This is a genomic window from Candidatus Neomarinimicrobiota bacterium, assembly GCA_041862535.1.
Taxonomy (GTDB): Bacteria; Fidelibacterota; Marinisomatia; order SCGC-AAA003-L08; family TS1B11.
Genome location: JBGVTM010000335.1, coordinates 1 through 16298, shown reverse-complemented (window position 1 = coordinate 16298; position 16298 = coordinate 1). Strand labels below are relative to the sequence as shown.

General features: G+C 55.5%; 16 protein-coding genes. 11 read left to right on the top strand and 5 right to left on the bottom strand.

Annotation, left to right across the window (positions count from 1 at the left end; genetic code table 11):
• The first annotated feature begins 2 nt into the window (after positions 1–2).
• The 11 genes from ACETWG_12105 to rseP all read left to right on the top strand — a co-directional run bounded on the left by ACETWG_12105 (position 3) and on the right by rseP (position 12107).
• Complete coding sequence (locus tag ACETWG_12105; GenBank protein MFB0517329.1) at positions 3–281, top strand: ferredoxin family protein; 279 nt, start codon at positions 3–5, stop codon at positions 279–281.
• Between the two features lie 121 nt (positions 282–402).
• On the top strand, positions 403–1569 hold the full coding sequence (locus ACETWG_12100; GenBank protein MFB0517328.1) for a P-loop NTPase: 1167 nt from the start codon (positions 403–405) through the stop codon (positions 1567–1569).
• A 542-nt stretch (positions 1570–2111) separates the two neighbouring features.
• On the top strand, positions 2112–2891 hold the full coding sequence (locus tag ACETWG_12095; GenBank protein ID MFB0517327.1) for an isoprenyl transferase: 780 nt from the start codon (positions 2112–2114) through the stop codon (positions 2889–2891).
• 5 nt (positions 2892–2896) lie between these two features.
• Positions 2897–5287: an outer membrane protein assembly factor BamA gene (gene bamA / locus ACETWG_12090; protein ID MFB0517326.1), complete on the top strand. Its 2391-nt coding sequence runs from the start codon at positions 2897–2899 to the stop codon at positions 5285–5287.
• 20 nt (positions 5288–5307) lie between these two features.
• Positions 5308–5841 (top strand): OmpH family outer membrane protein, encoded by a 534-nt coding sequence (locus ACETWG_12085; GenBank protein MFB0517325.1) that lies wholly within the window; start codon positions 5308–5310, stop codon positions 5839–5841.
• A 14-nt stretch (positions 5842–5855) separates the two neighbouring features.
• A complete protein-coding gene (gene lpxD, locus ACETWG_12080) occupies positions 5856–6893 on the top strand; it encodes a UDP-3-O-(3-hydroxymyristoyl)glucosamine N-acyltransferase (protein ID MFB0517324.1) in 1038 nt (345 codons plus the stop codon).
• A gap of 5 nt (positions 6894–6898) precedes the next feature.
• Positions 6899–8299: a bifunctional UDP-3-O-[3-hydroxymyristoyl] N-acetylglucosamine deacetylase/3-hydroxyacyl-ACP dehydratase gene (locus ACETWG_12075; protein MFB0517323.1), complete on the top strand. Its 1401-nt coding sequence runs from the start codon at positions 6899–6901 to the stop codon at positions 8297–8299.
• A gap of 5 nt (positions 8300–8304) precedes the next feature.
• Positions 8305–9075, top strand: a complete 771-nt coding sequence (lpxA, locus tag ACETWG_12070; GenBank protein ID MFB0517322.1) for an acyl-ACP--UDP-N-acetylglucosamine O-acyltransferase — start codon at positions 8305–8307, stop codon at positions 9073–9075.
• Positions 9062–9757: a hypothetical protein gene (locus ACETWG_12065; protein MFB0517321.1), complete on the top strand. Its 696-nt coding sequence runs from the start codon at positions 9062–9064 to the stop codon at positions 9755–9757. The genes lpxA and ACETWG_12065 overlap by 14 nt, the downstream gene beginning before the upstream one ends.
• On the top strand, positions 9757–10920 hold the full coding sequence (locus ACETWG_12060) for a 1-deoxy-D-xylulose-5-phosphate reductoisomerase (protein MFB0517320.1): 1164 nt from the start codon (positions 9757–9759) through the stop codon (positions 10918–10920). Before ACETWG_12065 ends, ACETWG_12060 begins: the two co-directional genes overlap by 1 nt.
• A gap of 107 nt (positions 10921–11027) precedes the next feature.
• Positions 11028–12107, top strand: coding sequence for an RIP metalloprotease RseP (rseP, locus tag ACETWG_12055; GenBank protein ID MFB0517319.1), 1080 nt, complete (start codon positions 11028–11030; stop codon positions 12105–12107).
• Positions 12108–12204: 97 nt separating this feature from the next.
• Here the strand turns inward: rseP and ACETWG_12050 are convergent, their stop codons facing one another.
• The 5 genes from ACETWG_12050 to ACETWG_12030 all read right to left on the bottom strand — a co-directional run.
• A complete protein-coding gene (locus ACETWG_12050) occupies positions 12205–12915 on the bottom strand; it encodes a DUF3108 domain-containing protein (protein MFB0517318.1) in 711 nt (236 codons plus the stop codon).
• A complete protein-coding gene (locus tag ACETWG_12045; protein MFB0517317.1) occupies positions 12912–13952 on the bottom strand; it encodes a CDP-glycerol glycerophosphotransferase family protein in 1041 nt (346 codons plus the stop codon). The genes ACETWG_12050 and ACETWG_12045 overlap by 4 nt, the downstream gene beginning before the upstream one ends.
• A complete protein-coding gene (locus tag ACETWG_12040) occupies positions 13949–15001 on the bottom strand; it encodes a CDP-glycerol glycerophosphotransferase family protein (protein MFB0517316.1) in 1053 nt (350 codons plus the stop codon). The genes ACETWG_12045 and ACETWG_12040 overlap by 4 nt, the downstream gene beginning before the upstream one ends.
• A 144-nt stretch (positions 15002–15145) precedes the next feature.
• Positions 15146–15760, bottom strand: coding sequence for a LicD family protein (locus ACETWG_12035; protein ID MFB0517315.1), 615 nt, complete (start codon positions 15758–15760; stop codon positions 15146–15148).
• 62 nt (positions 15761–15822) lie between these two features.
• The coding region (locus ACETWG_12030) for an ATP-binding cassette domain-containing protein (GenBank protein MFB0517314.1) at positions 15823–16298 on the bottom strand (476 nt) is incomplete at its 5' end.

The window sequence follows — 16298 nt, the reverse complement described above, 5'->3', positions numbered from 1 at the left end:
TAATGACGTACATTATCTGTGAGCCCTGCTTTGGTGTTTGCGATACTGCCTGTGTTGAAGTGTGTCCAGTCGATTGCATTCAACCCGATGAAGGCTGGCAAAAGGGGGACGACCCTACCGGGCATATGCTCTATATCGATCCGGAAGAGTGCATTGACTGCGGGGCGTGTGAGCCAGAGTGCCCGGTCGAGGCGATATTTGAAGAAGATGCTGTCCCGGAAGAGTGGCATAAATATATTAAGCTCAATTATGAGCACTTCGGTCGCGACTATACCGGATAGACTACTGATACAGCTATGCTTTGAATGCGGCTGTTCGGTTCGCGGGCAGCCGCATTCTTCTGTATTCTGCAAGCCAACATGACCGGTTGATTGAATTGCGGCTATAGGTGAGGTAACGGAGATGGAAATATCGCACGACGACATCATCAAGGTATTAAGGACCGTAAACTATCCCGGTCTCAGTCGAGACATTGTGTCTTTTGGGATGGTCACGGACGTGGAGATCTCCGGAGACCGCATTAAAGTGGTGCTGGCAGTAGCTTCCAGCAATGAAGGGCACAAAGCCAGGTTGGCTGCCAGTGTTAAATCAGCCCTGGCCGAGAAGCTGAAGCTGTCCCAGGTGGAGGTGACGATTGTGCCTCCCGGGCCCGGGGGAGGCATTGGAGCCACCACCGCAGCGGGACCGAGCCTGATCCAGTCGCCTATCCCGGGTGTCAAGCGGACTATCGCCATAGCCAGCGGTAAGGGGGGAGTGGGGAAATCTACTATTGCCGTGAATCTGGCCGCCGCCATGGCCATGGCCGGCGCCAAGGTAGGCATCCTCGATCTGGATATCTACGGCCCCAGTCTGCCCATGATCATGGGGACTCACGAGCGGCCTTCCCTGAACGCACAGCAGAAGGTTGTTCCCCTGGAACGCCACGGAATGCGTATCATGTCCTTTGGATTTATCAGCGGCAACCAGGCCCCTACGCTCTGGCGGGGACCTTTGGTGTCCAAGATCACCCAGCAGTTCTTCGAGGATGTAGATTGGGGAGAACTCGATGTCCTGGTCATCGATCTGCCACCGGGGACTGGCGATATCCAGCTTACGCTCGTCCAGCGGCTAGCCCTCACCGGTGCGATCATCGTTACTACCCCCCAGAAACTGGCCCTCTTGGATGTGCGTAAAGGTGCAGATATGTTTGAGAAAGTGAATACCCCGGTTCTGGGAGTGGTGGAAAATATGTCCGGTCTGTCAGTCGCGGGGATAGTGAAGGATGCCCAGGGCCGGGAGGTGCCCGAGGCGACACTGGAGCTGGAAGGTCTGGGCGACCTCTCAAGGGTCATGGGGGACGACCAGGGCCGATTTGAGGTAACGATTCCCATTTTCCGCAGCGGCGGTGGCAACGAGGAGAGCGGTCGGCTAGGGGTTCCGCTGCTGGGTCAGATCCCATTTGCCCCTGAATTAGTCATTGCCTCCGATTTGGGCGAACCGTATGTCCTACGCCATCCCGAGACGCCTGCCGGACTGGAGTTCAGGCGCATTGCTGAGACTATCATGAGCCTTGGGACCGGTCAATCCTAGGGGCTGTGAGCTATCCAGAGTCTCATTGCAACTACAACAATCGATTTCCACTCGAACACTCCGCGTCAGGTAGCCCCGGCCGATTATGCCCCAAGTTCTTCTTTGAGAGCGTAGCCCAACGGGAACGGGCTGAACATATCTCTGATCCACTGCATCCAATCCCCACAGTCGGCCACAGATCTGCTTTATATATTCCTGATTACAGTAATGACGAGGACCTTGTTTTTTGACGGCTGACGGCTCGGTGGGAACCGGAGACTCGGATTGAACGTTGTAAAAGGGCCATTACCGATGTGGCTATCGGCATCCTGGCCGGCTTGGATTTGGCCTTGCATGACCTGTTATTATAGGAGGCTATTTCAAACCTGACGCCATGCTTGTGGGTCCGGCGTGGGAATCGGTGAGCTAACGAAATTTACCGTTTGGGTCCTAATAATCACTATCTGGCGGAGATTTATGAATAATGCTTCGCGGGGGTGGAGCTGATTAGCCTATAATTGCCTCTTGCGGGGGCAAAAGGTAACTTAAATTAAATAAAGTCGATGAGATCTAGAACCGAAGCTGATCTGAAGGCGCTTATACTGGAGCAAGGCAATTTGCCCCGGCATATAGCTATCATTATGGATGGCAATGGCCGGTGGGCGAAATTGCGGGGGCTGCCCAGGATCGCCGGGCACAAGGAAGGTGTGAACTCCGTCAGGGAGATCACCCGCGCTTGCGGTGAGCTGGGTATCGAAACCCTTACGCTCTACACTTTCAGCTCTGAGAATTGGAAGCGCCCCCGTTATGAAGTGGATGCTCTCATGAGGCTGCTGGTGACGACCATCAGGGAAGAAGTGCGCGAGTTGATGAAGAACAACGTACGCCTCACCATCATCGGCTGCCTGGATGACCTGCCGAAGGCAGCTCAGCGGGAGATGCGAAGTGCCATGGATCTGACCGCCGCCAACACCGGCCTCAACCTTAACCTGGCCCTCAGCTACGGCGGGAGACAGGAGATTCTGGAGGCGGTTCGTCGTCTTTCACGAGCGGTTCTGGACGGCCAGCAGCCGCCGGAAGAGATTGACGAAGCGGTGTTTGCGAACTATCTCTTCACTAAAGACATGCCTGATCCGGAGCTGGTCATTCGTACCAGTGGCGAGGCCCGCCTGAGCAATTTTCTGCTGTGGCAATCGGCCTACAGCGAGTTGATCATTTCGAATGCCCTGTGGCCTGCATTCCGCCGGATGGAGCTATATGAGACAATTCTGGAATACCAGCATCGTGAGCGGCGCTTCGGCCTGCTGAGTGAACAGGTGAAACCGTCTTCAGTGGTAGGGTGATCACCATGCTAAGGTCGTATCTGGCGGGATTACTGCTGTTAGGGACTATTGGTTGGGCCCAACAGGTAGCCAGTTTCCAGCTGAAAGAGGTGCGTGTAGAGGGCAATGAGCGAGCCTCGGCGCAAGTCATCCAGTCCACTTCCCGGCTGTATCCCGGCCGTACCATCACCGGGGTGGATATCCAGCGTGGAATCCGCCGCTTGTGGGAGCTGGGCTTTTTTGCCGACATTCAGGTCTACGCCGATGAAGAGACTTCAGATGGACTGGTATTGCGCATTGCGGTCGAAGAATACCCATCACTGGAAAAGATTGTACTTGAGGGCAACAAGAAGATCGGCAAGAATAAGATCCTGGAGGCTATCGAGCTGAAGCCGCCCCAGATTCTGTCGGAATACGCCATTTCCGAAGCTGTCCGCCAGATCAGGAAACTGTATCGCGAAGAGGGCTATCTGAATGCGGAAATATCGGTAGCCCAGGAGCCCGGGGAACTGCCCCATGGTCAGGTCCTTAAGATTTCGATCGTGGAGAACAGGAAGGTGCGGCTGCGGCGCGTCCGCTTTGAGGGTAATGAAGAGATATCATCCTTCATGCTGCGGCGGCAGATGAAAGACACGAAGCCGTGGCGATGGTATCTTTTCTGGCGATCGCCCTTTGATCGTGATAAGTATGAAGCTGACCTTGGCAAGATCGTTGACCATTATCGCAACCGGGGTTTCCGGGACGCCTGGATAGTACAGGACTCAGTCATGGTCACACGTGGCGGCAAGCGGCTGGAACTGCTTATTCAGATTCACGAGGGTAATCAGTATTACTACCGCAACTTTTCCTGGGAAGGCAACACCCTGCACAGCGATGAGGAATTGAAGAAGGCCCTGGGCTATGCCAGGGGTGATTTGTACAATGCGGAGGCCTTTGCCACGGCCGTTGCCCAGAAAGTCCACCCGGTTTATATGGATGAGGGTTACCTCTATTCCAGGGTGGAACCGTTAGAGTATCCCGTTGGAGAAGACTCACTGGACGTGGTCTTCAATATTGTTGAAAATCAGAAGGTTTCGGTCAGATATATCAACATTACCGGGAACGAAAAAACCCGTGATTACGTGATTCGGCGGGAACTGCGCATCGATCCCGGGGAGACCTTCAGCTACGAGAAGCTGGGTCGGAGCCAGCGCGATGTCTGGATTCTGAACTTTTTCGAGAATGTTGAACCCAATGTGCTCCCCGTGGATGAGGATGAAGTTGATCTGAGCATTAAAGTGGCCGAGCGGTCCACTGACCGGGCGAACCTGTCCATTGGCTATACCGAGCAATTCGGCATGATTGGTGGCGGCGGATTGGAGTTCAATAATTTGTTAGGTACCGGGCAGCAGTTGAATCTGAGCTATAATCGTGGTGCTCAGACCAGCTTCGGCCTCTACTCGGGAACGGCCCAGGCAGCGGCCTATGAGTCCTTTTCCGTCAGCCTGCTCAATCCCTGGGTGCTGAACACCCCGAACCTGATGGGTATGTCAGCTTTCTATTCTGAGCGAGGTCAGTCCCAATACTACAGTTATTTCCCCTTCGATATTGTCCAATGGGGTGGGTCTGTGAGATGGGGCCGCCGTTTTCGCTGGCCGGATTCTTTCTTCCGGGGCTCATGGATTTTCCAGGGGGCCGACAAGCGCTATCTTGGCGAGCAAGCTAATCTGACAAGTTATCTAGTCGGTGTGCGGCCGGAGGATATTAAGCAGGACAAAGATGGCGTTTACTATGTCTCCACCATAGGCATATCCTTCACACAGGTTATCACCCGTGACAGTCGCAACCGGCCGGAATTTCCCACCATGGGATCTGAGATGAATTGGGTATCCACCCTCTCAGGTTCGATTCTGGGCGGGAATGAGGATTTCCACAAGCATGTCTTTACCCTGAAATGGTACGTACCCGTTGTTGAGAAGGTGGTATTCCATCAGATGGTGAAGATGGGAATGATCAAGCCAATCCGGGACCTCCGGGAACGCTCCATTCTCCCTCCGGATGAAAAGTTTTTCATGGGAGGTACGGGCATCCCGTTTGGTGAGATGCTCCGCGGTTATCCGGACAATACGGTGGGGCCCTATACAAGTGGGCGTCCCCGGGGCGGCACGGTGATGCTGAAGTATTCGGCTGAACTGCGTCTGTTACTGTCGGAAAATCCCACCGTCTATGCTCTGGCATTTTTCGATATGGGTGACGCCTGGCTCGATCTCAGCTATGTGGATCCCTTTAAGCTTAAGCGCTCTGTGGGTATCGGAGCACGGATATTCATGCCCATGCTGGGGATGCTGGGACTCGATTTGGGCTATGGCTTTGATCCCATTGAGATCACGCGTGATGATCCCTGGGAGCTACATTTCATTTTTGGAATGCCTTTTTAAAATCCATAGAAGGAGAAGCGGTGAATAAAAGCAGGCTCATCGGTATTGTGACCAGTCTGGCCATGATCATCCCCTTTGGGGTAGCTGGTCAGCTCAAGATCGGTTATATTGATTCTAACCGCATCATGCAGGAGTACGAGGATGTCCGGGACGCCCAGGCCAAGTTGGAAAAGGAGACGCGGCGTTTGCAGGTGGAGTATAATACCTATGTTGAGCGGCTGGACAGTCTCAACCGGGAATTCGAGCGCCAGCGTTTGCTCCTGAGTAACGAGAAGATCCGGGAGAAAGAGCAGGAAATTCAATCTTTGATTCAGACCACCCAAGCCTTTCAGCAATCCAAATTTGGCCCTGAGGGTGAACTCTACCGTTATCAGGCGCAGCTCATGTCGCCAGTTCTTGAAAAGATCGATGCAGCGGTGAAGAAAATCGGGGCGGAACGGTCCTTTGATTACATTATGGATGCTGCCGGAGGGGCCCTGGTGTATGCCCTGCCTGCCCATGATCTCACGCTTGATGTCATCACTGAGTTGCGCCGTTCCGCTTCTAAAGAATAGGTTAACTTTCGGAATTGCCTACGCTAGCCCAGATCGCCCAGGTGATCCATGGCGAGGTGGATGGGGATGGATCGATTGAGATCACCCATGCCTGTGAGATAACGTCCGGCAGTGCCGGTGGCATTACCTTTCTTGCCGATCCAAAGTACCGCCACTATCTCGCCTTGTCCCCGGCCAGTGCCGTCATACTGGAAGTTGGTGCCGAGACTTATGGCAAGCCAGCTATCCGGGTGGCGAATTCCACCAAAGGTTTTGCGGAGACATTAGCGTATCTTTATCCGGAAGCCTCGATTCCGCCGGGCATACACCGTTTGGCTCATGTGGGCCGCGATGTGCAGTTGGGCCCCGATGTTAGCATTGGGCCGTGCGCTGTGATTGAGGATGAGGTCACCATTGGTGATGGATCGATGGTCGGGGCGGGCGTATATGTGGGCCGGGGCTCCACTTTGGGCCGCTTTGTGCGTCTTTATCCCAACGTGGTGATCTACGCTGGGATGTGCCTGGGCGATGAGGTTATTATCCACAGTGGGACAATTATCGGCGCGGACGGCTACGGTTATATCACTGAAGAAGGCGTTCACCATAAAATCCCCCAGGTTGGCCGGGTAGTCATCGGCAACCAGGTGGAGATTGGAGCCAACACCACCATTGACCGGGGTACTATCGGCGATACGGTCATCGGTGATGGGACCAAGATTGATAATCTGGTGATGATTGCTCATAACGTCAAGATTGGCCGGGGCTGCCTGTTTGCCGGTGAAGTGGGGATTGCCGGATCCACGGTGATTGGCGATTATGTAACTCTGGCGGGCCAGGTGGGGGTGGCCGATCACCTTACCGTAGGTGACCGAGTAGTAGTGGCCAGCAAAGCGGGCGTCAGGCAATCCATCCCTGCCGGGCAGTTTTACGCGGGCGATCCCGCGCTTGAGTACCAGAAATGGCTGCGGCAGCATGGAGCCATCAAGCAGCTGCCCGAACTGGTCAAGCGATTGCGTCATTTAGAAAAGCGCCTGGTGAGGCTTGAAGAAGGCCCTCCAAGGGAAGGAGGCTAAGGGGTATGGCTGGCTATCAGCGTACTATCAAGAAGGAGGTCTCGATTACCGGAATCGGGCTCCATACCGGGTTGGCATGCACTGCTATCTTCAAACCAGCGGATGTCAATACGGGGATTCGGTTTGTGCGCACTGACGTAGAAAATTTCCCCCCGGTGCTTGCTGACATTGACCACGTAGTGGATATATCCCGCGGCACTACCATTGAGCGGGATGGCAACCGGGTTCACACGGTGGAGCATATTTTAGCAGCGGCCAGCGGCCTGGAGATCGACAACCTGCTGGTGGAGCTCAGCGCCAAAGAGCCGCCAGTGATGGATGGCAGCGCCAAGCCTTTTGTGGATGTCCTATTGGAGGCCGGCCTGGTGGAGCAAAGCGCCGCTCGCAGGCTGCTGGTCATCGACAAGACCGTCTCCTATTCTGACCATGCCCGGAATATTGACATGCATGTGCTCCCGTCCGAGACCTTCCGGGTGACCTTCACGATGGACTATCACCATCTGGCCAAGAACGGAATCCAATTCATGTCGGTTTACAGTATGGAAGAAGATTTTGTGAAGCGGATTGCGCCGGCGCGCACCTTCTGCCTCTTCAGTGAGGTAAGGCAGTTGAAAGAACAGGGTTTAGCCAAGGGAGGCAGTCTGGAGAACGCGTTGGTTTTCGTGGATCGGCCCATTGCCCCCGATGAGATTAGTTATCTGAAGAAGCTTTTTGATATCAAGGGGGAATTGGCAGCGGGTGATGGCGGCATTCTGAAGGGACAGAAGCTGCGCTTTGAGAATGAGGCCGTGCGTCATAAGATTCTGGACCTAATTGGTGACATGACGCTCCTCGGCATGCCCATTCAGGGTCACGTGGTGGCTACTCGCAGTGGACATGCTGCCAACATCGAGCTGGTCAAGCGTTTGAAGCAGGTCTACGGCAAGCGCATTCAACAGAAGCGGGCCCGAAGTGCCAGTTCCAAGGTCAAGTTTGATATCCAGGCCATCACCGATATTTTACCTCATCGCTACCCTTTCCTCCTGGTGGATAAGGTGTTGGATGTGGAACCGGGGGAGCTGGTACGGGCGGTCAAGAACGTGACGGTGAACGAGCCTTTTTTCGAGGGACACTTTCCCGGCCAGATGGTCATGCCGGGTGTCCTGGTCCTGGAATCCATGGCCCAGTCGGCTGCTTTTCTGGTGTTGAATCCGGTAACCGATCCGCGCACTAAGTTGGTCTATTTCACGGCCATTGATAGAGCCCGTTTTCGCCGGGCCGTAACCCCCGGCGATCAGCTTATCTTAGAGATGAGGCTGGTACGTAGGCGCATGAATACTTACCGGATGGCTGGTAAGGCCTATGTAGACGATGAGCTGGTGGCAGAAGCTGAGATGATGGCCACGATCGTCGATCGCGAGGACTAGACAACATTTCCACCAGGATTCATCCCACTGCGGTTGTCGACCCCGACGTTGAGCTGGCTACCGACGTTAAAGTTGGTCCCTATGCTGTTATTGAGGGCGGTACGGTCGTTGGTGACCGGACTGAAATCATGGCCCATGCCCAGATTCTGCGAGGCACTACCGTGGGGGCTGACTGCAAACTATTCCCGGGGGCGGTAATCGGTGGGTCGCCTCAGGATGTGGGATATAAGAGTGGGATCAACCCGGTAATTATCGGCAACGGTACCACGCTGCGGGAATTTGTGACCATCAATCGGAGCACCCGAGCGGAGGGAACGGTCATCGGCTCCAATGCCTATCTCATGGCCTACGTTCATGTGGGACATGACGGTCAGGTAGGCGATCATGTGATCCTGGCCAATTGTGTGCAGTTGGGGGGGTTCGCCCAGGTCCACGAGTATGCTTTCATTGGTGGAAATACGCCCATTCACCAGTTTTGCCGGGTGGGTGCGCATGCTTTTGTAGGCGGCGGTTATCGCGTGGTGCAGGATGTTCCGCCTTATGTCTTGGCCTCCGGGGAGCCCCTCAGGTTCGGCGGTCTGAACGTGGTGGGCCTGCGGCGGCGCGGATTCCCGGCGGAAGTAAGGGCACAGATCAAAAAAGCCTATAAGCTTATCTACCGCTCCAGCTATAATCTGAGCCAGGCGGTGGCAATCATCAAGGAGGAGATGGAGCCCACACCGGAAATTCAGACCATTCTGAGCTTCATTGAACAGGGCACCCGTGGGATTATCTAATACGAAGTCCATCATTGTATTACTTGCTATTGGTTTGCTCATCGAGGTGTTCCCCCTGGCAGCTCAAGCAACGATATCGGAAGATGAATTCAACTCGCTGGCCCACCGTCTATCTGCCGCTGCGACCTTCGCTCAATTGCCGCGGGGTGAATTTGGAGCCATCACTGCAACCTTATTTCCAGTACTCTATCGCTCGGAGAACTATGCGCTGTGTCTTTTGCCAATTGTGGGATTGCAGTGGTGGGTGTCACCCAACCTGGCTGTGTACGGTGGGCTGGGCGGCGGGATGGTTGAGCGACAGGTGGTTCAATTCCAGCGAATAGGCTTTCGATACCTTCCCACCACCCTGGCCTTGGGGACGTTTACACCGGAGTTGATTTTCACGCAAAACAGGATCGATGGCATTGCTGCCTACAAATTAAAATGGAACGCATTGCGTTTGAGCTATGCTACAAATATAGACGGGGAGTATTTTGCTCTCGGAGTGGTTCTGCTCTTCCCACGTATATTTCCCAGCTTAACGGTTCGTGCGCCTGATGTACCGGCAAAGTTGGAACTCAGCAAGCGCTATTTAAGCATTTCTGCTGGCTACGATTTGTTCTGGTGGTTGCGGTTTTCGGTACGGGCTCTGCTAAATCCTGAGGTTGTTTCCGGAGGGGCTCAGTTGAGCCTGACTCTTTGATGCGCCGGCTGAGTGTTTTCGGATCCACCGGCTCTATCGGTACCCAGGCGCTGGAGGTGGTTGTCAGCCTGCCCGGTGAGTTCCAGGTGGTGGCTCTCACGGCTCACAGACGTGCCGCTTTGCTGGCGGAGCAGGCCCGACGCTTCCAGGTCCAGGCCGTGGCCATTGCTGACGAGGGTGCCGCCGCTGAACTCCGGCAGCGCCTGGCGGGCACCCGGATTGAGGTCCTTACCGGCCCTGAAGGGGTGCTGGCTATTGCTGGCCGGGACGATGTCGATCTTTGCCTGAACGGCCTGGTAGGCGGTGTGGGCATGGCTCCCACCATCACGGCTTTGGAAGCGGGGGTGGATGTGGCCCTTTCCAATAAGGAAAGCCTGGTCATGGCTGGCGAGCAGATCACCGAGCTGGTCCGGCGGAAAGGGGCGCACCTGTATCCGATTGACAGCGAGCACAGTGCCATCTGGCAGTGCCTGGCGGGAGAGTCCCCTGACCAGGTTCGGCGCCTGGTGCTCACCGGCTCGGGGGGCCCTTTCCGCACCTGGCCGCGAGAGAAATTCGCCAATGTGACCAAGGCCCAGGCCCTGCAACACCCCAATTGGGACATGGGGCCCAAGATCACCATCGATTCGGCTACCATGATGAACAAGGGATTTGAAGTGATCGAAGCCCGGTGGTTGTTTAATCTGGGACCGGAGCGGGTGGACATCCTGATTCATCCCCAGTCTATCATCCATAGTATGGTGGAGTTTGTGGATGGTTCAGTGAAGGCTCAATTAGGGGTGCCGGATATGAAGATACCCATTCAGTATGCTCTGACCTATCCCGATCACAAGCCTTCCGATTGGCCGCGCCTCAATCTGACCCAGGTGGGAACTCTCACCTTCGAGCCGCCCGATCTGGATAAGTTCCCCTGCATCGCCCTGGCTTATGAAGCCCTCAAGCGGGGTGGCTCGGCCCCGGCGGTACTCAACATGACCAACGACCTGGCGGTCCAGGCCTTCCTGGAAGACCACATCTCCTTCATAGAGATCCCGGTCTACCTCGAAAAGGCCCTGGCCGAGCATCCTTTTGTGGCCCACCCGCAGCTGGAGGACATTGAAGAGCTTCAGACCTGGACGCTCCGCCACGTGGGCCAGACTATGGGCGTACCTATGCCTACCTAGGTCTTAATTCCCGCCTACTCTATTGGGTGGAATAGTTGGCTTTTGCTGTTATATTGTGGCTGATAAAGTGATAAATCCCCGGGAAGAAGCGATTTGAAAGGCGTTGAATGATGACGGTGTTGATTTATGTGCTAGCGATCTTCTTTGTATTACTGGTGCTCATAGCTTCACACGAGCTGGGCCATTACTTGGCCGCCCGGTCAGTGGGCATCCGAGTGGAGCGGTTCTACATCGGATTTAACATCTTTGGCCTGGGGATCAAGAAAAAGATTGGGCACACCGAGTACGGCCTGGGGCTGCTCCCCCTGGGAGGCTATGTCAAGGTGGCCGGCATCGTGGATGAAAGTATGGACACGAAGCTCACCGGATCAGAGTGGGAGTTTCAGTCCAAGAACACTCTGCAGAAGGTGTGGTTTATGTCTGCAGGTGTCCTGGCCAACCTGCTGCTGGCAGGGGTGCTCTTTGCCAGCTTGACCCTGGTGAATGGCATAGCCGAGGCTGATCCAGCGCCGGTGGTAGGGTCTCTCGCGGAGGACTACCCGGCGAAAGCGGCGGGAATTCAGCCGGGGGACAGGATTACAGCTGTCAATGGCATACCGGTGGACTCCTGGGATAAGCTCACCAACCTCATCCACAGCCGGCCCAATGAAACTGTGGAAGTAATCTGGGAGCGCGACGGTGAACCCTTTCTGAGTGCTATTGAGACCCGCGCTTCGGAGATCCTGTTGGACGATGAGATCAAGGTGGTGGGGCGCATTGGCATCGGTCCGCGAGTAAGTTACCGTTCGGTGGGGATTATCGAGGCGGCAACCAATGGCTTCGCGCTCACCGGTCGCTGGTTTGTCCTCACCTACAAAACGCTGGTGATGATCGTTACGGGACGGGCCAGCCTGAGGGAGATTGGCGGCCCGATTTTGATCGGCCAGGTGGCGGGCGAGGCGGCTCAAAAGGGATTTGACTACTTGCTCGGCATATTGGCTATCATCAGTGTCAACCTCGCTTTCATCAACGTGCTGCCCATACCAGCCCTGGATGGGGGGCACATTGCCATTGTCCTGGTGGAAGCGGCCCTGCGGCGTCCTCTTTCCCTGCGCGCCCGGATGGCGGTTCAGCAACTGGGGGTGATGCTGCTTTTAACCCTGGTCGTGGTGATTATCTATAACGACATCATGCGCATTGTGCATTAGGATTCCCGGCGCTGTTCCGCCGGGCATAATAGGCCTGGGAGTAGGTAGCCGCTAATTTACCCGGTTGGCCGTAGCCTCCAGGATTAAACAGCACTTCTCATCTGACTTCCAACAACCTGAGGACCATGGTCCCGAAGCTGGTAGTTTGCTCCAGGCGTACGGGCGTGCGCCGTTCATTCGTTGCCAGCCAGAGGTGCATAAGCCCATCCACTTTCGTTAACCGTCGGCGATCCAGGGGCATGGGCTTAAGGACCAGGCATTCAAACTCCCCCATAGGCACCTTAACCACCTCTTTCCCGCTGACGGCGATGGCTACTTTCCGCAGCTGCTTACCGTTGAAGATGGAGAGGTAAATTTCGTCGCCGATCGCAAGGGGGAGAGTGCGCAGATAGTAAACGGCGCCAACGGGATCAAAAACCGGTCCCTCTATGATCAGGGTATCCTTCCGGGTGAAAATAAGGCCCGCCTGGCGGTCAACGGTGGTAGTGTCCTTGCGCTCAAACCGACCTTCCTGAATGTCACGTTCCATTCGCCGCAGCTCCAGGGTACTTTGATCCAGCCACAAATCGACTCGGTCCCGAATGCGGTATATATGGTCGAAGAAGGGGGCCGTCTCGGTCCGGGAGGTGATGTGCAAAGCCATGTCTGGATCGGTGGTGTCCCTGCCGGCGACCTCCATAATGGTTTTCCCGGCTGAGAATAGACTGAAACCGGCAGTATAGATGAGCGTCTCCCCTTTCAGGAACGCAGGGGTCTGGCTCTGGAGACAACTCGCCAGGCCTATCGCCAGGATCAATAACCGTGTCATAGGGTCACCATACGCCGGATTTTCAACCTTCGTACCAGGTTCAATGGCTTACGCCGCAGTTGCCGGTGGAGGCCAGTCTGGAGGACTTTTTCAATGGCCTCTATCACCCGGTGTGATGATTCACCGTCGGTGTAGGGATGGAGCTGGTCGCGGTAGTCGCGGCGGATGGGGGCCAATTCACCCGGTTGCTCCAGGGAGCGGCGAATAGCCCCCGCTAATTCCGCGGGCCGGGTGATATCGATGCCCTTATCCTGACGGGCAATGGCCCGGTAGGTGATGATGGGGCGGTCTAGGAGCAGGAATTCGTAGGCCACAGAAGAAGTGTCGGTAATGAGGATATCAGCGGCCTGCATACAGGGCAGGATGTTCAGGTCCGCTACCACCTGGCAAAATTCGCCGCAAAGCTCCCTATATTGCTCCTTGATCTCCTGGTCCAGGAGGGGATGGAATTTAATCAGCCAGTGATAAGGTCCTCCAGTCAATTGCTTAATGGCCGGCAGTAAGTCCGGGGCGGAGGTATATTTGGGTGGGAAGGTGGGCGCGTACAGCAGCACCGGTCGCTGTGGATCCACACCTAATTCTCGCCGCATGAGCTGGGGGTTTTGAGGATACGCCAGGGGGTCCAGCTTGGGCCAGCCGGTTTCGATTACCAGGAAATAGCGGTGCTGATGCGCGAGTTTTTGAAACCGCTGGGTGGTGGTGGGGCCGGGGGTGCAATAAAGGTCAAATAGGCCGTTGATGCGGTAGAAGCCCTGCACCTCATCGTCCAGGCCGTGAAAAATCTGCACCTTCAGCCCGGGCCAGAAGGGGGGTACCACATTGCCAGGTACCACGATGGCTTCCGGGTCAAAGGCTATCACCTCCCGGGTTGTGGAGAGGGTTTCCCCCGGTGCCGCGTAGTCGCGGGCAGTGCTGGCCAGGAACCACTTTACCTGCCCGTCCGATTGGCTCTGGATAAACCGCTGCAGCGGTTCGAGAATGGCAAAAGAATAGGGCTTTGAGGCAAAGAGGAGATAGCGACGGGATGCCAGGCTCATGCGGCCGCCTTTTCGATGATCTCCCTGATGCGCCGGGACGCCCGGCCGTCACACGGCCCCACCAGCAGATCCCGGCCAGCATGCCGCCTGTCCGACAGCTCATCGGGATGCTGCAGGGCATAGCTCACCTGATCGGCTACCTGGCCGGCGGTCGGGACGTGGTGGGCGAAATCCAGCCGGCCCAGGAGCTCGGTATCTATACGGTGCTGTAAGTACCGGCTACCCCGCCATCGGTGGTGGAGCCTGAGGTGGAGCTGGTCACATACCACTATCGGCTTGTCCATAACAGTGAACTCGATGATGGTGGACGAGATTTCGGAGACCAGCACGTCGGCCCAGCGGAAGGCGGGTAGGATGTTATAGAATTCCAGGGGCAGGAGCGTCACATTGGGGCACCGCCGGGCCAGATCCTCCAGCAAGGCCCGCTGATAACGGTAGAAAGGATTGGTAAAGGTGAACTGATGCGGCTTGATAACGATCTGCCACTCCCAGGGCCAGGTTGGGATGAGGTGGCCCAGCAGCTCCAGGGAACCGGGGTAGAAGGTAGGTGCGTAGAGAATCCTGGGGCCGGTTCCGGTGGGCAGGCTATGATCAAGCGGCGGCTGTTCTCCGAATAACGGGTCCAATTTGGCATAGCCTACGGCGTGGGTCTCCACCTCGGGCGCGACCTCCAGGCACCTCTGCCGGTGATAAGCACTCTCGATAAATCTGATATCAATGCGCGGGTGGGTGTCGGTATAGTAGATCCGCTTCAGGCCGATGCTGTGGAACAGGAGCACCACCAGCGTTGACGGGCCGGCCAGGTCTTCCACCCCGTCTGAAATCCCGAGGATGAGGACATCGGCCTCCCTGGCTCTAGCTTGGGCAACGCGAGGGGAGTAGAGGGTCCAATCCCTGTCGGCGATTGCCTTGGTGAGAATTGCCTCCTCCTGACGGGTTACCTTGGGTGAATAGCCGAAGCTCACCGCATGACGCCGAGCCAGCACTTCCGCCACCGGCAGGAGCTGGGGCAGGTAATACAGGTGATGGACGTAGAACAAAACCTTCATTTTACTAATCTGGGGGCCGGTCCTGGCACTCTCCCACTCACTGTTGCGGACTAGCCTACCAGGTCAGCGATCTCGTGCCAGGCTCCTGACTGGTAGGATGACTGCTTCGTAGATGATATAAATATAGGTAATGTGAAGCAATGGCTATGGTGCAAAGACCGCATCTTTGATGATCGCATGATCATCTTCCAGATTGTTCCATTTCTTGACAGGTTTTCGCCAATTTTTATAGCGATAAGTCAGGTACTCATCGTAGGCTGCCGGAATCCAATATTTTTTGCCGTCGAACTCCCTCTGGACTACCTTGCTGAAGAAATGAGCCGGGACGGATTTCTTGACGTTCTTTTCTCTACCGCCTTCCCTCCAGCAGTAGTTATCCCCTTCGCGGTATTTAATGAAGATGTCCAGACAGACAGGCCCGGCGAATAATCGATACCTTCTGTTCCTGATTTTTACAGCCCTCGGATCACCCTTTCTAAATGGTGGCATATCCTGCTTATGTCTCCTGACAGCAACCCAGTAGCCGCGCAATCGGAATTTCCAGGTGAGCGACGCGACTTTTTTATACTCATCCTTAGTCACGAACGTATCCAGATCATTGTCCCAGGGAAGCAGTCGGTTCTCTCTCACAATGCCCAGCAAGGTTCCGCCATCCAGACAATACCAGATATTCTTCTTCTCCAGGATAGTCGTGATTTCCTTGAGCATCTTAAGCGCAACGGTAAGGTTTTTACCGGTCAGTCTGGAATTGCCAGCCATCTTATCAGGTTGCGTGCGCGCGTGTGTTGCTGCAGGTGGGCGTTTCCACAGGGACTCATTCGCTAGCTGCTGAATTGGGTCTGGTATAATTGATGATAACGGCCTCCTTGCACGAGCAGTTCCTCGTGAGTACCTGATTCGATTAGCCGGCCTGCGTCAAGCACAAGTATCCGGTCGGCGTTCTGGATGGTAGAGAGGCGGTGGGCGATCACGATGACCGTTCGATCCTTTACCAGGGCATCAATAGCTTTCTGGACCTGCTTTTCTGATTCGGAATCCAGGGCCGAGGTGGCTTCATCCAGGATAAGGATGGGCGGATTCTTAAGCAGGGCGCGGGCGATGGCTAGGCGCTGGCGCTGCCCGCCGGAGAGCTGAGCTCCCAGTTCGCCGATAATAGTATCCATACCTTCGGGCAGCTCCTGAATAAACTCCCATGCATGGGCCGCTTCTGCTGCTGCGATCAGCTGCTTATCAGAGGCATTTGAGTCACCGTAAAGAATATTATCCCGGACCGTGGTGTTGAACAGCAGGGTCTCCT

Excerpts from the sequence above, each read along its gene's own strand:
- ACETWG_12050 (MFB0517318.1), bottom strand. The coding sequence starts at position 12,915 with ATGACACGGTTATTGATCCTGGCGATAGGCCTGGCGAGTTGTCTCCAG.
- bamA (MFB0517326.1), top strand. The coding sequence starts at position 2,897 with ATGCTAAGGTCGTATCTGGCGGGATTACTGCTGTTAGGGACTATTGGT.
- ACETWG_12035 (MFB0517315.1), bottom strand. The coding sequence starts at position 15,760 with ATGGCTGGCAATTCCAGACTGACCGGTAAAAACCTTACCGTTGCGCTT.
- ACETWG_12060 (MFB0517320.1), top strand. The coding sequence starts at position 9,757 with ATGCGCCGGCTGAGTGTTTTCGGATCCACCGGCTCTATCGGTACCCAG.
- ACETWG_12105 (MFB0517329.1), top strand. The coding sequence starts at position 3 with ATGACGTACATTATCTGTGAGCCCTGCTTTGGTGTTTGCGATACTGCC.
- rseP (MFB0517319.1), top strand. The coding sequence starts at position 11,028 with ATGATGACGGTGTTGATTTATGTGCTAGCGATCTTCTTTGTATTACTG.
- ACETWG_12040 (MFB0517316.1), bottom strand. The coding sequence starts at position 15,001 with ATGAAGGTTTTGTTCTACGTCCATCACCTGTATTACCTGCCCCAGCTC.
- ACETWG_12095 (MFB0517327.1), top strand. The coding sequence starts at position 2,112 with ATGAGATCTAGAACCGAAGCTGATCTGAAGGCGCTTATACTGGAGCAA.
- ACETWG_12045 (MFB0517317.1), bottom strand. The coding sequence starts at position 13,952 with ATGAGCCTGGCATCCCGTCGCTATCTCCTCTTTGCCTCAAAGCCCTAT.
- ACETWG_12075 (MFB0517323.1), top strand. The coding sequence starts at position 6,899 with ATGGCTGGCTATCAGCGTACTATCAAGAAGGAGGTCTCGATTACCGGA.
- ACETWG_12100 (MFB0517328.1), top strand. The coding sequence starts at position 403 with ATGGAAATATCGCACGACGACATCATCAAGGTATTAAGGACCGTAAAC.